The organism is Microbacterium sp. NPDC028030 (genome assembly GCF_040637855.1).
Classification (GTDB): Bacteria; Actinomycetota; Actinomycetes; order Actinomycetales; family Microbacteriaceae; genus Microbacterium.
The window spans coordinates 416,834-433,855 of record NZ_JBEZXF010000002.1 but is presented as its reverse complement, the minus strand read 5'-3'; the positions used below and the strand labels follow the sequence as shown (position 1 = coordinate 433,855).

Genomic DNA, 17,022 nt, shown 5'->3' with positions numbered 1-17,022 from the left:
CTGCGGGTCAGAGCGCCGCCCGCATGGCGGAGACGACCGCATCCTCATCCGAGAGCACCGTCGCAGGATCGCCGTGATGGAAGATCCGGATCTGACGTACGGCCTGATGCAGGAGCATCCCGAGCCCGGACACGACGGTGCCGTCACCCCATCGCGCCGCGAGTGCCGAGGGCCACGGCGAATAGGCGGCATCGAAGAGCGCTCCCCCGTTCTCGGCCAGTGCCTCCGCAGAGTCGGTGGGGAGGATGGTTCCGCTGGGCAGAGTCGCGAGGGTGAGGTCGACCCTCGTCGCGTGCTCGTCGAGAGAGCCCACGGACACCGGCACGCCGATGCGTGCGCCGAGGGCGCGCAGACCTGCCGCGCGTTCGGGTCGGCGTGCCCGGACCTCGACATGCGTCGCGCCGAGCTCGGATGCGGCCACGAGCGCCGATGCCGCGGTGGCACCTGCCCCGAGGATGCGGACGGAGCCCACGTCGGAGACCTCGACCTCGGCCAGCGCGTCGACGATACCGCCGACATCGGTGTTGAACCCGGCGGGAGCGTCGCCGAGCAGCAGCGTGTTGACCGCCCCCGTGAGTTCGGCGTGGCGATCGACCGTCGCCGATGCGCGGAACGCCTCCTCCTTGAGAGGCATGGTCAACGAGAGGCCCCGCCAGGAGTCGTCGAGGTCGCCGAGTGCCGCCACGAAATCCGGTGCCGACACCTGACGACGCCCGTACTCCCAGTCGAGCCCGAGCACCCGGTACGCCGCCGCGTGGAGCTGCGGCGACCGGGAGTGCGCGATCGGGTCGCCCCAGACCGCGAGTCGAGTGCGGGTCACGGCGTCAGCATCCGCCGTCCGGGTTCGCGCGGCACCACTCACGCCACTTCTCGACTCCCTGCTCGTGCTCGGCGAGCGTCTCGGAGAACTGGGTCTCCCCCGTCGACAGGTTGATCGTCACGAAGTAGATCCACGGGCCGTCCGCCGGATGCATGGCCGCATCGATGGCTGCGTCGCTCGGGCTCGCGATCGGGGTCGCCGGGAGTCCCTTGCGCTTGTAGGTGTTCCACTCGTTGTCACTCTCCAGCGCCTCAGCAGAGCTGGACACGACACCTTCGTGGAGCGACCCGTAGCCGTACTGGGCGGTCGAATCCATCTGCAGCAGCATGTCGATGTCGAGGCGGTTCTGGATGACACGCGAGACCTTGTCGAAGTCCTGCTGGCGACCCTCCCGCTGGATGATGGAGGCGATCGTCAGGATGCGCTCCGCATCCTCCGCCGGGACACCCGCCGCGTCGAGGGACTCGCGCGTACGGTCGACCATCCGCTGGATGACCTGGGGCGCGGTGACCTCCGGATCGAAGGTGTACACGGCCGGGAACAGCCAGCCCTCGAGGTTCTGTGCATCGACTCCGTACTGCGACGGATCCTGCACCGCGGCCTCGAAGTCCGCCAGGGGGATGCCGAGTGTCTCCGCCATCGCGGGCAGCGACGAGACGACCGTTCCGCCCTCGGCGACCGACACCGTGTTCTCGAGCTTGTTGCCCTCGTCCCGCAGCGCCGCGAGAGCGGCCTCCGCCGTCATCTTCTGCTGAAGCCGGTAGACGCCAGGGTAGAACGTGACGGCGATGTTCTCGTCGACGAGGTAGTCGTAGAACACGTCCTCGGTCTTCGTCACTCCCGCTTCGAAGAGGGCGGTGGAGACCGGTGAACCCGTGTCGCCGCTCTTGATCGTGACGAGCGCCTCACCGGTCGCGAGTCCGGGCTCCCAGTCCTTCGGCTCTCCCCATCCCATGACCTCGGCGATCCTGTCGCCGTAGGTGTTCGCCACCCACACCCCGGCGGCCGCGATGCCGCCGAGGATGGCAAGGACGATGATCAGGGCGATCAGACATCCCTTGCGGCGCTTCTTCTTCGGCGTCGTGTCGACGTGGTCGTCGTGCGGGGCGAAGAGGTCGTCCAATCCCCCGCCGATGACAGGTTCAGGCGCGACAGCCGCTGCGGGGACCGATGCCTCGGACGGGATCCGGGGAACGGCGCGGGTCGGCGTGTCCGCAGCGTCGGCGGACGCACGGACCGGGATCGGCGACGGGCCGCCGGCATCCGCGGGGAGAACGCCGTCGGCGGAGGCCCGCACCGGTACCGGGGACGGCTCAGGTGCGGCACCTGGCGCACCCGCTGCTGCTTCGCGGGCGGCGCGGCGCGATCCAGGCGCAGGCGCGCTGTTATCGACGGTCGGGATCTGTCGGGTCGGCTCCGGGAGATTCTCGAACAGGTCGCCCAAGCGCGATTCGGGGTCGTGCCGGGGGGTAGCGCTGTCACGTTCGGACATCGTCAGGCGGGCTCCTCGTCGGACGGGATCATGGCACCGGCCGGGTTTCCGGTGCTCTTCTCCATGTCGATCGCCTGCTGCAGAAGCACCACGGCGGCGACCTGATCCACAATGCTACGAGACTTCTTCTGAGATCTCCCGGAACTGCGCAATGCCGCGTGCGCCGTCACGGTGCTCAGACGCTCGTCGACCAGCCGCACCGGAACCCTGCTCCGCCGATGCAGAACCGCAGCGAACTCCCGCGCATCCGTCGTCGAGAGAGTGTCCGCGCCCTGCATGTTCACCGGCAATCCGACCACGAACTCGAGCGGGTCGTACTCTTGCGCTATCTGCAGGATGCGGTCGATCGACGCCTCATCACGCGGCACGGTCTCCACGGGAACCGCGAGCATCCCGTCGGGATCGCAGCGCGCGACGCCGACCCGCGCCCTGCCGACATCGATGCCGAGCCGCACCCCGCGGCGGAAGCCGCTCACGCGAGGCGCAACTCCTGCGCGATGGCGTCCAACGCAGCCGGCAGAGCCGCGGCGTCGGAGCCACCGCCCTGGGCGACGTCGTCGCGGCCGCCTCCCCCGCCGCCGAGCACACCTGCGGCACGTTTCGCCAGCGCACCGGCCTTCGCTCCGGCGCTCCGCGCTGCATCATTGGTCGCCACGACGACGACCGGGCGCCCGCCGACGACAGCACCGAGCGCGACCACCGCCGCGTCGGATCCGAGACGATCGCGGACGCCGTTCACGAGATCGCGCACGTCGTCTGCCGACGCGACCTCGCCCAGGCTCTGCGCCGCCAGACGGAACGGCCCGACTCGCGTCGCGGCCTGGACGATGGCGGGCACCTGTCCGGCGCGCTCCTTCGCCTCGAACTGCGCGATGCGCTTCTCCGCGGCCTTCAGGCTCGCGGTGAGGTCGGCGATCCGCTCCGGCAGCTGCTCGCGCGGGGTCTTCAGGGAGCTCGTGAGCTGCGACACGATCGCGCGCTCGGCGGCGAGCTCGCGGAACGCGTCCGCGCCGACGAGAGCCTCGATGCGGCGGTTCGAGGCTCCGACGGACGACTCTCCGACGAGGCTCACCAGACCGATCTCCGCGCTCGTGCTCACGTGGGTTCCGGCGCAGAGTTCGCGCGACCACGGGCCGCCGATGTCGACCATGCGCACGACATCGCCGTACTTCTCGCCGAACAGCGCCATGGCTCCGGCTTCCTTCGCCTCGTCGAGTGACACGATGCGCGTGGTCACTTCGAGGGCGTCCTGAACCGCACGGTTGGTGATGTCCTCGATCTCGCTGCGGGTGTCGACCGACAGCGCCTGCGACCACGAGAAGTCGAAGCGCATGTAGCCGGCACGGTTCAGGGAGCCCGCCTGCGTCGCGGTCGGGCCGAGCGTGTCGCGCAGAGCCGCATGCACCAGGTGCGTCGCGGAATGGGCTTGACGTGCCGCCCGGCGATTCGCGGCGTCGACGATCGTCGTCGCGACGTCGTCGATCGCCACGCTGCCGCGCACGACCTCGACCGTGTGGCTGATCAATCCGGGTACCGGCTTCTGCACGTCGAGCACCTCGAGCTCGTAGCCGGGTCCGACGATGGTGCCCTTGTCGGCGACCTGGCCACCGGACTCCGCGTAGAGCGTGGTCTCGGTGAGCACGACCTCGGCGATCTGCCCCTCGGATGCGCTGCGGACCGGAACACCGTCGACGAGGAGCCCGATCACGCGGGACTCGACCTCGAGCGCGGTGTAGCCGTCGAAGCCGGTCTCGCCCTGCGCGCGCAGGTCACGGTAGACCGACACGTCGGCGAGCTGACGCTTGCGGTTGCGGGCGTCGTCCTTGGCACGCTGCCGCTGCTCCTGCATGAGCGAGTCGAAGGCCGCGCGGTCGACGTCGAGGCCGGCCTCCTCTGCGACCTCGAGGGTGAGGTCGATCGGGAAGCCGTAGGTGTCGTGCAGCAGGAAGGCCTCAGGTCCGCTGAGGGTCTTGCCGCCGCGGTTCTTCGTCTCGTCGAGTGCCAGGTCGAGGATCGTCGACCCGGAGGCGAGCGTGCGGCGGAAGGTCTCCTCCTCCGCGAACGCCGACGCGGACAGCACCGACCAGTCCTTCTCGAGAACCGGGTACGCCGACTTCATGGCGTCACGCGACGAGGCGAACAGCTCAGGGAACACCGGCTCGTCGACACCGAGAAGTCGCATCGCGCGAACGGTGCGCCGCATCAGGCGTCGGAGGATGTACCCGCGGCCCTCGTTGGAGGGGCGCACGCCGTCGGAGAGCAGCATGAGCGAGGAGCGCACGTGGTCGGCGACGACGCGGAAACGGACGTCGTCCTCATGCACCGCCCCGTAGCGGCGACCGGAGAGCTCGATGGCACGGTCCAGCACCGGACGCACCTGGTCGGACTCGTACATGTTGTCGACGCCCTGCTTGAGGAACGCGACGCGCTCGAGACCCATGCCGGTGTCGATGTTCTTCATCGGCAGCTCGCCGACGATGTCGAACTCCGTCTTGCTGCGGATGTTCTCGATGAAGTCCTGCATGAACACGAGGTTCCAGATCTCCAGGAACCGGGAGTCGTCGACCGCGGGACCGCCGTCCTTGCCGTACGCAGGACCTCGGTCGAAGAAGATCTCGGAGTCGGGGCCACCCGGACCGGGCTGGCCCGTGTTCCAGTAGTTGTCCGCACGTCCGAGGCGCTGGATGCGCTCGGGCTTCAGGCCGATGATGTCGCGCCAGATCGCCTCGGCCTCGTCGTCGGTCTCATAGACGGTGACCCAGAGGTCCTTCTCGTCGAAGCCGAGACCGCCGTCGGACTCGGAGCTCGTGAGCAGCTCCCAGGCGTAGCGGATCGCGCCTTCCTTGAAGTAGTCGCCGAACGACCAGTTGCCGAGCATCTGGAAGAACGTGCCGTGCCTGGCCGTGCGACCGACCTCTTCGATGTCGTTGGTGCGGATGCACTTCTGCACGTCGGCGATGCGCGGATGCGGTGCCGGCACAACGCCGGTGAGATACGGGATCATCGGCACCATCCCGGCGACCGTGAACAGCAACGACGGGTCATCGCTGACGAGAGAGGCCGAGGGGACGATGAGGTGGTCGTTCTTCTCGAAGTAGTCGAGGTAACGCTGCGCGATCTCCGCAGTTTTCATAGGGGTGCCGGGTGTCCTTGCGTGAAGATGCCGCGCCGGAGCGCGGCGGTGGTTCAGTTGTCGCCCGGCTCCGTGAGCCGTGCCTCCTGCTCGCGGTAGGCATCGCCGAGGATCGCGGTGAACCCGTTGATCCTGGCATCGACCTCGGCGAGGATGTCGTGGCCGCGAGGGTCCTTGTTCATGAAGTGAGCCGCGACGAAGCCGCCGATCACGCCGATCAGGAACCACAGCACGTTCTTCATGTCGCCATCCTTGCCTTTACCCGCGAGGGCGCGGTGCCTCCATCGTATGCGGAAACGACAGGAGGCGTCGGGAATCCCCGACGCCTCCTGCCTGTGTTCTCGGTCGCTGGATCAGCGAGCCGCGTAGTACTCGACGACGAGCTGCACTTCGCAGGTCACGGGGACCTCGGCGCGCTTCGGACGACGAACCAGACGCGACTGGAGCTTGTCGAGCTCGACCTCGAGGTAGCCGGGAACCGGGGGCAGGACCTCGGCGTGACCGCCGGCTGCTGCCACCTGGAAGGGCTCGGTGCCCTCGCTCTTGGCCTTGACGTGGATGAGCTGACCCGGCTTCACGCGGAACGACGGGCGGTCGACGAGCTGGCCGTCGACGAGGATGTGACGGTGCACGACGAGCTGGCGAGCCTGCGCGGTGGTGCGGGCGAAGCCCGAACGCAGCACGAGCGCGTCGAGACGCATCTCGAGCAGCTCGACCAGGTTCTCACCGGTCAGACCGTCGTGACGACGGGCCTCGTTGAACGTGTTGCGCATCTGCTTCTCGCGGATGCCGTACTGCTCGCGCAGACGCTGCTTCTCACGCAGACGGACGGCGTAGTCGCTGTCTGCCTTGCGCTTGGTGCGGCCGTGCTCACCCGGAGCGTAGGGACGCTTCTCGAGGTAGCGGGCGGCCTTCGGGGTGAGAGCGACGCCGAGGGCGCGGCTGAGACGCACCTTGCGGCGGTCCTGGGACTTCGTGGTCACGAAGTTATCCTTCCGATGACGTGGTCGCGTCTTTCACGACTCACGGACGTATCGTCCGCGTTCTGCCTTGGAGCGCACGCCGGGGCGCCAGCAAGGTGTGGTGTGAACGAGGAGATGCCCGAAAACTCGGTTTCGAGCCGCTCAAGTCTAACAGATCGCGATTCGCGCGCCTGTCGGGGTCTCAGCGGTCGCCGAGGATCCGGCGGATGCGTTCGAGCCGTGAGCCGATGTCGCGCTCGGCGCCGAGGTTCTTGGGTTCGTAGTAGTGCTTGCCGTCGAGCTCGTCCGGGAGGTACTGCTGCGGGACGATGCCGTACTCGCTGTCGTGCGAGTAGCGATAGCCACGACCGTGTCCCAGTCGCTTCGCGCCCGGGTAGTGCGCGTCACGCAGGTGCAGCGGGACCCGCCCGAAGCCACCGGCGCGGATGTCTGCGATCGCCGCGTCGATGCCGACGTACGCGGCATTCGACTTCGCCGTGGTCGCGAGGTAGACCGTGGCCTCGGCGAGCGGGATGCGCCCCTCGGGCATGCCGATGAACGCGACCGCGTCGGCGGCGGCGACCGCGATGACGAGTGCTTGGGGGTCGGCGAGCCCCACGTCTTCGGAAGCGGAGATCACGAGACGCCTCGCGATGAAGCGCGGGTCCTCCCCCGCCTCGATCATGCGCGCGAGGTAGTGCAGCGCGGCATCCGGGTCGGAGCCCCTGATCGACTTGATGAACGCGCTGATGACGTCGTAGTGCTCGTCGCCCTGCCTGTCGTAGCGCAGCAGCGCCTTGTCGACCGCCTGCGCGATGTCATCGGCCGAGACCTCCGGTGCGGCCGCGACATGCCCGTCCTCGACGTCGCCCCGCGTGCCTTCACCGGCGTCGCGCTCGGCCGAGGACGCATGCGAGAGGGCGACCGCCGCCCCGGCCTCGAGCCCGGTGAGCGCGCGCCTGGCATCACCGGAGGCGAGGCGGACCAGCGACGCCCGCGCTTCGTCACTCAGCGTGACAGCGCCGTTCAGTCCGCGCGCATCCGACACCGCGCGGTCGACGAGCACGCCGATGTCGTCGTCGGTGAGCGGCTGGAGCGTCAGGAGCAGGGAGCGCGACAGCAACGGGGAGATCACCGAGAACGACGGGTTCTCCGTTGTCGCGGCGATGAGGATGACCCAGCCGTTCTCGACGCCGGGGAGCAGCGCGTCTTGCTGTGCCTTCGTGAAGCGGTGGATCTCGTCGAGGAAGAGGATCGTGGTCTGCCCGTACAGATCGCGCTGCGTGATCGCCTCCTGCATCACCTCTCGCACGTCTTTGACCCCCGCGGTGATCGCCGAGAGCTCGACGAACCGGCGCCCCGACGAGCGGGCGATCGCCTGAGCGAGGGTGGTCTTCCCGGTGCCGGGCGGACCCCAGAGGATGATCGACACCGCACCGGGCGAATTCGCCTCCGGATCGGCGAGGGCGACGATGGGAGAACCTGCGCGCAGGAGGTGGCGCTGCCCCGCGACCTCGTCGAGAGAGACCGGACGCATGCGCACGGCGAGAGGCGTCTGCCCGGAGAGCAGCGCGGCAGGGGACGTCATCCCTCCAGGCTACCGGCGGCCACCGACACTTCGGGCAACGCAGCGAGGTCCCGGTAGGCTCTCTCCCGACGTCGCGCACCGGCGTCGGGATGGGAGATCCAGGGCATGGCCGCACGCGGTTCGAAGAACGCACAGGCACGCACCTCGGCGGAGCGCGCGCGACTGCACACCGCCCGCACCGAATGGCATGAGGGGCAGATCCGACGTCGGGTCCGCGACAACACGGTCGCCGCGATCGTCGGCGGACTCATCGTCGTCGCCGCGATCGGCAGCCAGGTCGTGCACGCTCAGGTGACCGCGCCGGAGCCGACCCCCTCGCCGACCGTGGAACCGGAGCCGACACCCTCGGTCGACCCTTCCACGACGCCGACCGAGACACCGATCCCCGACAGCACGCAGACCCCGGCCGGATAGCCGACCGACCGGGAGGCCCTACCCCCGAACGGGAAGCACGTAGGACGCGGGGTCGTCCTCCAGCCGGGCGCCGACCAGCGTACGCAGTGCGCCGTATGCCGATGCGTCGCCCACCAGGATCCCGCCCAGCAGCGTGTGCGCGTCCTCGGCCAGCACCAGCTTCCGGTAGACGCCGGCCACGGGATCGGCGTAGAGCACGTCGACGGCGTCCGGCGTCCGGGTCAACGCATCACCGAAGCTGGCGACCTCGACCCCTGCCACGGTGGCCGCTGCGGACTCATCAGATCCGGTGAACGACCGCGTGCCGCCGAGCAGTCGTTCCGCAGCGACCTCCGCCATGTCGTAGGCCGCACCTGTCCGACCCGCGCGACGCCCCTCGAAACAGGCGACGTCGCCGATCGCGAGCACGGCGGCGTCCGATGTCCGGCATCCTTCGTCGATCACGACACCACCGCGCGGGTCGACCTCGATGTCGGCGTTGCGGGCGAGCTCGTCACGGGCGCGCATCCCGACCGTGAACACCACGACGTCCACCCTCTGGAACGACCCGTCCTGGAACTCGATCGCCGTGACCGCTCCGGACTCGTCGGGGTCGATCCTGGTCACCCTGGTGGCCGTGCGGACGGCGATGCCCCGCGCCTGGAGATGCCGCTTCACGATGCTTCCCGCCGTCACGTCGAGCTGCGCATCCATCAGCCGCTCCGCATACTGGACGACGGTCGCGGCGATCCCCATCGTCTGCAGCGCCCCCGCCGCTTCGAGCCCGAGGGGACCACCGCCGACGACCACGCCGCGGAGCGAGCGTCCGAGTCCATCGCTGCGGGCCCGCACGAAACGCCGCAGATCCTTCACGTCGGCGATCGTCCGATACGAGAAGCAGCCGGGCAGGGCCGCCCCCTCGACCGCGACCCTGGCGGAGTACGCCCCCGTCGCCAGGACCAGCACGTCGTAGCTGTACACGCGACGGGATCGCGTGCGCACGGACCTCGCACGACGGTCGATACGCAGCACACGGTCGTCCAGGATCACGGTGACCCGGTCGTCCTCGAACGCCGGACACGGCAGCTGGAGATCGCCTGCCGCGGCGCCGAGGAACAGTTCACGCAGCCGCGTGCGGTCATAGGGCGGGCGATTCTCATCCCCGATCACCGTGACGCGCACCCGCGCCGACGCCGACGCCAACAGCCGTGTGACGAACCGCTGCGCCGCCATCCCCGCTCCGACGACGACGATCTCGATGGGTGACGGTCGGGTCGACATCGGGCAGCTCCTTTCACCGGCGGTCACGCCGTCACCCCTGACGCTATGCGCGTCGTGTTTCCCGAATGTCACGGAATGTGTTTCCTGCCGGTGAACGATCGGCATCGGCATCTCACACGACGAGAACCGCGAAGTGAGGGAATCGCTTCGCAGACGTAACGTCGCACGCGATCACCGGAAACGCGGGGCGATCAGTATCGATCCAGCCGAGCATCCCGCTCTCGTCCCCTGGAGGTCCTGTGTCCTACATCAAGCCCGCCGAGCTCGCCACACGCATGGTCGACGCCGGCGCCTACAAGCTCCAGCTCTCCACCCGCGACACCCTCATCCGCTCCGTGATGGGTGCCGCGCTCCTCACCATCGCCGCGGCGTTCGCGGTGACCGTCTCCACGCAGACCGGACAGCCTCTTCTGGGTGCCGTGCTCTTCCCGGTCGGCTTCGTGATGCTCTATCTGCTGGGCTACGACCTGCTGACGGGCGTGTTCACCCTTGGGCCCCTCGCGGTGCTCGACCGTCGCCCCGGAGCCACGGTCGGTGCGCTCCTGCGCAACTGGGGGCTGGTCTTCCTGGGGAACTTCGGCGGAGCGTTCCTGGTGGCGGTCCTGATGGCCGTGTACTTCACCTACGGTTTCTCGTCCGCACCCAGTGCCGTGGGCGAGGCCATCAGCGAGATCGGTCATGGGCGCACCGTGGGCTACGCCGACCACGGCGCAGCGGGCATGCTGACCCTGTTCATCCGCGGCGTGCTGTGCAACTGGATGGTCTCGACCGGAGTCGTGCTGGCGATGGTCTCGGACAGCACGATCGGCAAGATCGTCGCGATGTGGCTTCCGATCATGCTGTTCTTCTACATGGGCTTCGAGCACTCGATCGTCAACATGTTCCTGTTCCCGTCCGGGCTGCTCATGGGCGCCGACTTCACCGTCTGGGACTATCTGCTGTGGAACGAGCTGCCGACGGTGGTCGGCAACCTCGTCGGTGGTCTCCTCTTCGTCGGCATCCCGATCTACGTCACGCACGGCAGGGCGAAGGCGCGGCGCACGCGGCAGGCATCGGCATCGCGGCGACGCCCCGACCCGATGACGAGCACCGACGAGGGCGCGCTCACCGAGGCGGACGCCCTCACCGACGCGACGCCCGAGTTCGAGACCTCACGCGTCTGACCACGACCCTCGAGAGGGGCGGATGCTCCGGCATCCGCCCCTCTCCTCACGCGCCGACGACGTGCTGGGAGAGCGAGAGCGGTCAGGCGGAGCGGAACCGCTCCACCACGACGTCTGCGATACGGGGGTCCACGCCGAGCGGTGCGGAGACGACATCGGCGCCACACTTCTCCACGAGTCCTGCGAAGTACCCGGGAGCGAGGACGTGGCTCGCGGCGACCACCCTCGTCGCGCCATCGTCGCGTGCCGCCTGCACCGCATCGGTGATGCGAGGTTCGATCGCTGACGCGTAGCCGATCGTGACCGGCGCCGGGATAAGCCGCCGGAGGTGAGTGGCGGCGGCGGCGACATCGACGACCGCGTCCGGGTTGCGGGAGCCGGCTGCTGCGAGGACCACGTGGTCTCCGGGGAACCAGCGGTGGGACACGCTCGCGTGCAGCCGTGCGGCGAGCACCTCCGCGACGAGCGGATGCGCGCCCAGCGGCGCGCCCTGCCGCACCTCGACGTGCGGGCGCACCACTCGATCGATGTCGACGGCGGTATGGAACCCGGCGGAGAGCAGCAGCGGCACGACGACGACGTCGTCCATCGACCTCTCGTGGTCGACGACGGCGGCCAGCGTCGGCTCCTGGACATCGACGAACGCCTGGACGACCTTCGTGTCGGGCACCCGTGCACGGACGAGGTCGACGATCTCCGCCACGGTGCGACGGCCGGCGGCCGAGTCGGTCCCATGCGAACAGGCGACGAGTGTGGTCATCGGGCGTCCTCCACGGTCAGCCGGTATCCGCGCTTGACGATCGTCTGGATCGCGCCGGCGCCACCGAGCGCTTCGCGCAACCGGGCGACCGCCATCTCCACGGCGTGCGCACTCTCGCCCCCGCGCGGGAGCGCGAGGCAGAGCTGTTCCCGGGAGAGCACGCGGCCCGCCGCATCGAAGAGTTCGCCCAGCACGCTCGCGCCCGCCCGGGAGAGCGGGATGAAGGTCCCGTCGAGGAGCACTCCGCGGCTTCGCATCTCCATCGTCCCCACCGCCGTGCGCAGTCGCGGGGCCGTACCGGAGGCGTAGTGGTCGACGACACAGCGCACCAACGAACCGAGACGGCCTCGGGCGGCGAGTGTCGTGCGCAGTCTCGCCTCCTCGAGCGGTGCCGACGTGATCGGCCCCACAGCAGCGAGAAGCAGGCGACCGGATGATGCTCTGCGCCGGATCGCGTCGAGCGAATCCGCTCGGACGGCGTCGCGCACCCACTCGGCGGCACCCGGCGCAGAGGTGAACAGCACCGCGTCCACCTCCCCTGTCCCCGCCTGCACCACCGACCTCCGCACGATCTGCGGATCCGGGGGCGGACCCCAGCGGTACACCGTGATGCTGACGACGTCGGCGCCCCTGCTCGAGAGAAGGGTGTCGAGTCCGTCGGCACCCGCACCGTGATGTTGGATGGCGATGCGATGGCCGGCGACCCCGTCGGAGACGAGATATTCGCCGACTTCCGCCGAGGTCTCGGACTCCGCGACCCAGTCGGCCGTGAACCCCGCCTGCTGGATGGCGCCGTGCGCCTTGGGCCCCCGCGCGACGAACTGGGCGCCGGAGAGGGCGATCGCGAGGTCCTCGGCGAGACCGTTCTCGTGCGCGGCGTCGATCCAGCCGCGGAAACCGACCCCCGTGGTCACGATCACGATGTCCGGGGGATCCGCGATGAGCTCGTGAGTGCGGGAGATGAGGACGTCGTCGTCTTCGTTCGGGACGATACTCAGCGCCGGGGCACGATAGGCCTGACCTCCCCGTCGCTCGAGTGCGGAGACGAGGTCTCCTGCGCGCCGGTCGGCAGCCACGACGATGGTGCATCCGGCAAGGACCGGGGTGAGCCGAGCAGGACTCGTCACGCCAGGATCGCTCCGATCGTGTCATGAGCCGGGACCAGCAGTCCGGCCATCGCGACCTCCCCGACCACGATCACCGCGGGATTGCGGAGTCCCACGGCGCGCGCATCGGCGACGGCGCGACCCACCGTGGTGCGCGTCGTGCGCTGTTGGGGCGTATGACCGCTCTCGACGAAGGCGATCGGACGGTCCTCCGGTACACCGTTGGCGAGGGCGGCCGCGACGAGCCGATGGAGCGAAGCGACCCCCATCAGCACGACCGTGGTCACCGTCTCGTCTCGCAGTGCGGCGAGGGTTCCATCGCCGATGTCACCCTGACCGTTCACCACGTGGAAGGCCGCGGCCGTTCCTCGATGCGTCACGGGGATGCCCGCAGCCTGTGGAACCGCGATCGCGCTCGATATCCCCGGGGTCACGTCCACCGCGATCCCCGCGCTCAGGCAGGCGCGCACCTCCTCCCCTCCACGGCCGAACACGAAGGGGTCGCCGCCTTTCAGACGAACCACTCGTCTGCCCTCGACGGCACGAGCGACGATGATGCGGTTGATCTCCTCCTGCGGCACCGGGTGCCGACCGGGACGCTTCCCCACGTCGATCACCTCCACGTCGGCGTCGAGGCCGGCGATCACCTCTGCAGCCGGTCCCAGACGGTCGACGACGAGCACGTCCGCCTCGGCGATCAGTCGCCGCGCACGGACCGTCATCAGATCGACGGGCCCAGGGCCACCGCCGATCAGATCGACCCGCCCGGTGCGATGTGCGCGTCGGCGACGGAGGGGCAGGCGGCCGTCGGAGACGAGGTCGACGATCGCATCGCGCACGGTCAGCGAACGGCGGGGATCCGCGCCCACGGTGCTGGTCACGGCGATCGAGACGTCTCCGAGCTCGGCCTGCGCAGTGAGCCGAGCCGTCCCGTGGACACCGTCCGAGGCGTTGACGCAGAGGATTCGTCGACGCGCACAGCGCTCCGCGATCCTGCGATCGACGTGGGGATCGCCGGTGGCGACGTGCACGAGCCATGCCCCGGACAGATCCGAGCCGCGGAACCGACGTGCCCGCCAGGTCAGTCCCTCGTCCGCGACGAGCGCGCGCGCCTCCTCGTGCAGTTCCGGCGCGACGATCCGCACCCGCGCGCCCTCGCGCAGGAAGCGCTTGAGCCTTCTGGTCGCGACCGCTCCTCCGCCCACGAGCAGCACATCGCGCCCGTCGAGGTCGACTCCCAGCATGAGGGTCATCGGTTCTCCTCGATGTCGAGCTCGACCTGTCCGTCCGTCACGCTCACGCCCCAGACTCGGAGCGCAACGGCGTCCTTCCCCTGGGTGTCGATGCACACACCGGATCGGAGATCGAACACCTGCTTGTGCATGGGTGAGGCCACCGTGGGAGCGTCCCCTCTGGTCCCCACGATCCCGCGCGACATCACGTGAGCGCCGCTGTACGGGTCGAGGTTCGACACAGCGTGCACGGAACCGTCGGCGAGCAGGAAGAGGGCGATCTGCACCTCCCCGAAGAGAGCCGCCCTCCCCCGCTCGACCTCCAGATCGCTCAGGGCGCACACCCGAACCCGCGTCGATGCCCCCGCCGCGAGCGTCACCGGCGCACCTCCAGTGTCGTGCCGGCGACGAACACGGTGTCCGTGGCGCGCTCCCGTGCGGTGGCCGGGCGGACCTGCCCACGCTCGGCCACATACCCGAGCGACGGATCCGGGGTGTCCGCTGCGTTCACGAAGGACTCGAATCGCCGGAGCTTGGCGGGATCACGCAGCGTCGCCGCCCACTCGTCCTCGTAGCGGTCGACGTGCGTGCGCATCGCCGCGTCGAGGTCGTCGCATATCCCGAGTTCGTCGTCCAAGATCACCCTGCGGAGGCCGTCGAGTCCGCCCTCCAGCTCCGTGCACCAGCCCGCCGTGCGCTGCAGACGATCGGCGGTGCGGATGTAGTACATGAAGAAGCGGTCGATCGCGCGGATGAGTCCCTCGTCGTCGAGGTCGGACGCCAGCAGTTCGGCGTGACGCGGCGAGAATCCCCCGTTGCCGCCGACGTACATGTTCCACCCGGACTCCGTCGCGATCACGCCGACGTCCTTGGAGCGCGCCTCCGCGCACTCCCGCGCGCACCCGGAGACACCCACCTTGAGCTTGTGCGGCGCGCGGAGGCCGCGATAGCGCAGCTCCAGACGCACCGCCATGCCGACCGCGTCGAGCACTCCATATCGGCACCAGGTCGAGCCGACGCATGACTTCACGGTGCGCAGCGCCTTGCCGTACGCCTGGCCCGACTCGAAACCGGCGTCGACGAGCCGCTGCCAGATCTGCGGAAGCTGTTCCAGGCGCGCACCGAACATGTCGATCCGCTGACCGCCCGTGATCTTGGTGTACAGCCCGTACGTCTCGGCGATGTTCCCGATCGCGATGAGACCGGCCGGGGTCACCTCGCCGCCCGGCATCCGCGGCACCACCGAGTACGTGCCGTCTTTCTGCATGTTCGCCATGACGTGGTCATTGGTGTCCTGCAGAGCGGCGTTCTCGCCGTCGAGGACATGCTCGCCCACGAGCACGGAGAGGATGCTGGCGAGGGCGGGCTTGCAGACGTCGCAGCCCCGGCCGACGCCGAAACGGGCGATGATCGCGCTGAACGTCGAGAGTTCCGAGACCCGCACGGCGTCGAACAGCTGACGACGCGACATCGAGAAGTGCTCGCAGAGCGCGTCCGACGCCGTCTGTCCGAGCTTGCTCAGCTCCTGCCCGACGATCTTCTTCACCGTGAACATGCAGGATCCACACGTGGCACCGGCCTTGGTGCACGCCTTGACGGCAGCGGCGTCCGTGCACCCGTCGTCGTGCATGGCCTCTCTGATGCGCCCTGCGGTCACGTTCGAGCACGAGCACACGACCGCCGCCGCCGGAAGTTCGTCGTCGGGCGGCATCCCGATGCCTTCGGGCATCAGGTACGCCGCGGGATCCGCACCCAGCGGTGCACCGAGCAGCGGCCGCAACGACCCGTACGCCGATGCATCGCCGACGAGGATGCCTCCGAGAAGCGTCTTCGCGTCATCCGAGAGGACGAGCTTCTTGTAGACGCCACGCACCGGATCCGTGTAGACGACATCCAGCGCGCTCGGAGTGACCGCCATGGCATCGCCGAAGCTGGCGACGTCGACGCCGGAGAGCTTGAGCTTCGCCGAGTCGTCGTATCCCGGGAAGGTCGCGTCGCCGCCGAGCAGTCGGATCGCCGCCACCTCGGCCATCGCGTACCCGGGTGCCACGAGGCCGACCGAGCGCCCCTCGAAGCTCGCGACCTCGCCGATGGCGAGGATGTGCTCGTCAGCGGTGCGGCACCGGGAGTCGATCAGCACCCCACCGGCCGGGTGCACCGCGAGCTGAGCGCCGCGTGCGAGCGAATCCTGCGGTCGGACGCCGACCGTGAAGATCACGAGGTCGGTGGAATGCATGCTGCCATCCTGGAACTGCAACGCCGCAACCTGCCCGGACGCGTCCGGATCGAGCCGCGTGGTCCGCGATCCCGTCCGCACCTGTATGCCCTTCGACTCGATGAGACGTCGCAGGATCGCGCCACCTGCGGGATCGAGCTGCGCGGACATGAGCCGATCCGACGACTGCACGACGGTGCACTCGACGTCGAGTCCCTGGAGAGCACCAGCGGCCTCCAGCCCGAGGAGTCCGCCACCGATCACGGTTCCCCGCAGCGGACGGCCGAGATCCGCGGAGCGCCGCGCGACGAAGGCACCGATCGCCGTGACGTCGTCGAGCGTGCGGTAGACGAAGCACCCCGGGAGTTCGGCTCCGTCGACCGCGGGTCTCAGCGCGGAGGAACCGGTCGCCAGCACGAGCGTCCCGTACCCGTGGACGGCCCCGGAGCGCGTGTGCACCGCACGGCCCCTCCGATCGATGGCGGTGACACGGTCGTCGCCGACGAAGCGCACCCGCTCATCCGCGAGCACCTGGCCGTCGAGCGCGAGATCGTCGGCACTCGAGCCCGAGAAGTAGGACGTCAGGCCGACGCGGTCGTACGGCGCGCGCTTCTCCTCCCCGATCACGGTGACCGTCGGACCCGGCTGATCGCCGCGCAGGAGGCTCTCCACGAAGCGATGTGCCACCATCCCGGCGCCGACCACCACGACATCCGACGAAGTTCTGCTGCGAACGACCATGCGCCCTCCTCTGTCCGTGGAGTCGACGTTAGGGACACGGTGTTTCGCGGAAAGTCGAGGCGGTGTTACGTGCCGGGAACGTTCTGCTCACAACTCGATAACACTCCTGTGAGGTCGTCGACCGAGACGATCCGAC

The 17,022-nt window shown here is 69.1% G+C and carries 15 protein-coding genes; 2 read left to right on the top strand and 13 right to left on the bottom strand.

The features are described from left to right. Positions 1-7: 7 nt before the first annotated feature. From AB0E56_RS10915 to AB0E56_RS10885, 7 genes are all read right to left on the bottom strand, one after another. A complete protein-coding gene (locus AB0E56_RS10915; RefSeq protein ID WP_359798857.1) occupies positions 8-820 on the bottom strand; it encodes a shikimate dehydrogenase in 813 nt (270 codons plus the stop codon). A 4-nt stretch (positions 821-824) separates the two neighbouring features. Further along, positions 825-2,312: an endolytic transglycosylase MltG gene (gene mltG, locus AB0E56_RS10910; protein WP_359798855.1), complete on the bottom strand. Its 1,488-nt coding sequence runs from the start codon at positions 2,310-2,312 to the stop codon at positions 825-827. A gap of 2 nt (positions 2,313-2,314) precedes the next feature. Further along, on the bottom strand, positions 2,315-2,788 hold the full coding sequence (gene ruvX, locus AB0E56_RS10905) for a Holliday junction resolvase RuvX (protein ID WP_359798853.1): 474 nt from the start codon (positions 2,786-2,788) through the stop codon (positions 2,315-2,317). Next, positions 2,785-5,445, bottom strand: coding sequence for an alanine--tRNA ligase (gene alaS, locus AB0E56_RS10900; protein WP_359798851.1), 2,661 nt, complete (start codon positions 5,443-5,445; stop codon positions 2,785-2,787). The genes ruvX and alaS overlap by 4 nt, the downstream gene beginning before the upstream one ends. 53 nt (positions 5,446-5,498) lie before the next feature. After that, positions 5,499-5,687 (bottom strand): hypothetical protein, encoded by a 189-nt coding sequence (locus tag AB0E56_RS10895; protein ID WP_017202147.1) that lies wholly within the window; start codon positions 5,685-5,687, stop codon positions 5,499-5,501. 111 nt (positions 5,688-5,798) lie between these two features. Continuing rightward, entirely contained in the window at positions 5,799-6,428 is a 630-nt protein-coding gene (gene rpsD, locus AB0E56_RS10890) for a 30S ribosomal protein S4 (RefSeq protein WP_183150062.1), read from the bottom strand. Positions 6,429-6,609: 181 nt separating this feature from the next. Then, a complete protein-coding gene (locus AB0E56_RS10885) occupies positions 6,610-7,995 on the bottom strand; it encodes a replication-associated recombination protein A (RefSeq protein WP_359798848.1) in 1,386 nt (461 codons plus the stop codon). Between the two features lie 105 nt (positions 7,996-8,100). Between AB0E56_RS10885 and AB0E56_RS10880 the strand changes: the two genes are divergently transcribed. Continuing rightward, on the top strand, positions 8,101-8,409 hold the full coding sequence (locus AB0E56_RS10880; RefSeq protein ID WP_359798846.1) for a hypothetical protein: 309 nt from the start codon (positions 8,101-8,103) through the stop codon (positions 8,407-8,409). A gap of 18 nt (positions 8,410-8,427) precedes the next feature. On the opposite strand, the gene AB0E56_RS10875 is transcribed toward AB0E56_RS10880, so the two are convergent. Then, positions 8,428-9,669, bottom strand: coding sequence for an FAD-dependent oxidoreductase (locus tag AB0E56_RS10875; protein ID WP_359798844.1), 1,242 nt, complete (start codon positions 9,667-9,669; stop codon positions 8,428-8,430). A 239-nt stretch (positions 9,670-9,908) separates the two neighbouring features. Between AB0E56_RS10875 and AB0E56_RS10870 the strand changes: the two genes are divergently transcribed. Beyond that, on the top strand, positions 9,909-10,832 hold the full coding sequence (locus tag AB0E56_RS10870; protein ID WP_359798842.1) for a formate/nitrite transporter family protein: 924 nt from the start codon (positions 9,909-9,911) through the stop codon (positions 10,830-10,832). Positions 10,833-10,914: 82 nt separating this feature from the next. On the opposite strand, the gene AB0E56_RS10865 is transcribed toward AB0E56_RS10870, so the two are convergent. The 5 genes from AB0E56_RS10865 to nirB are packed head-to-tail and all read right to left on the bottom strand — an operon-like array spanning position 10,915 to position 16,886. Further along, positions 10,915-11,592, bottom strand: coding sequence for a CbiX/SirB N-terminal domain-containing protein (locus tag AB0E56_RS10865; RefSeq protein ID WP_359798840.1), 678 nt, complete (start codon positions 11,590-11,592; stop codon positions 10,915-10,917). Then, the gene (locus AB0E56_RS10860; protein WP_359798838.1) at positions 11,589-12,719 is read right to left on the bottom strand and encodes a uroporphyrinogen-III synthase; all 1,131 of its coding nucleotides are present in this window, start codon (positions 12,717-12,719) and stop codon (positions 11,589-11,591) included. Before AB0E56_RS10860 ends, AB0E56_RS10865 begins: the two co-directional genes overlap by 4 nt. Then, positions 12,716-13,951, bottom strand: coding sequence for a uroporphyrinogen-III C-methyltransferase (cobA, locus tag AB0E56_RS10855; RefSeq protein ID WP_359798836.1), 1,236 nt, complete (start codon positions 13,949-13,951; stop codon positions 12,716-12,718). The genes AB0E56_RS10860 and cobA overlap by 4 nt, the downstream gene beginning before the upstream one ends. Further along, a complete protein-coding gene (nirD, locus tag AB0E56_RS10850; protein ID WP_359798834.1) occupies positions 13,948-14,310 on the bottom strand; it encodes a nitrite reductase small subunit NirD in 363 nt (120 codons plus the stop codon). Before nirD ends, cobA begins: the two co-directional genes overlap by 4 nt. Beyond that, positions 14,307-16,886, bottom strand: a complete 2,580-nt coding sequence (nirB, locus tag AB0E56_RS10845) for a nitrite reductase large subunit NirB (protein ID WP_359798832.1) — start codon at positions 16,884-16,886, stop codon at positions 14,307-14,309. The genes nirD and nirB overlap by 4 nt, the downstream gene beginning before the upstream one ends. Positions 16,887-17,022: the final 136 nt, after the last annotated feature.

Excerpts from the sequence above, each read along its gene's own strand:
- mltG (WP_359798855.1), bottom strand. The coding sequence starts at position 2,312 with ATGTCCGAACGTGACAGCGCTACCCCCCGGCACGACCCCGAATCGCGC.
- alaS (WP_359798851.1), bottom strand. The coding sequence starts at position 5,445 with ATGAAAACTGCGGAGATCGCGCAGCGTTACCTCGACTACTTCGAGAAG.
- AB0E56_RS10895 (WP_017202147.1), bottom strand. The coding sequence starts at position 5,687 with ATGAAGAACGTGCTGTGGTTCCTGATCGGCGTGATCGGCGGCTTCGTC.
- AB0E56_RS10885 (WP_359798848.1), bottom strand. The coding sequence starts at position 7,995 with ATGACGTCCCCTGCCGCGCTGCTCTCCGGGCAGACGCCTCTCGCCGTG.
- AB0E56_RS10880 (WP_359798846.1), top strand. The coding sequence starts at position 8,101 with ATGGCCGCACGCGGTTCGAAGAACGCACAGGCACGCACCTCGGCGGAG.
- AB0E56_RS10875 (WP_359798844.1), bottom strand. The coding sequence starts at position 9,669 with ATGTCGACCCGACCGTCACCCATCGAGATCGTCGTCGTCGGAGCGGGG.
- AB0E56_RS10865 (WP_359798840.1), bottom strand. The coding sequence starts at position 11,592 with ATGACCACACTCGTCGCCTGTTCGCATGGGACCGACTCGGCCGCCGGC.
- cobA (WP_359798836.1), bottom strand. The coding sequence starts at position 13,951 with ATGACCCTCATGCTGGGAGTCGACCTCGACGGGCGCGATGTGCTGCTC.
- nirB (WP_359798832.1), bottom strand. The coding sequence starts at position 16,886 with ATGGTCGTTCGCAGCAGAACTTCGTCGGATGTCGTGGTGGTCGGCGCC.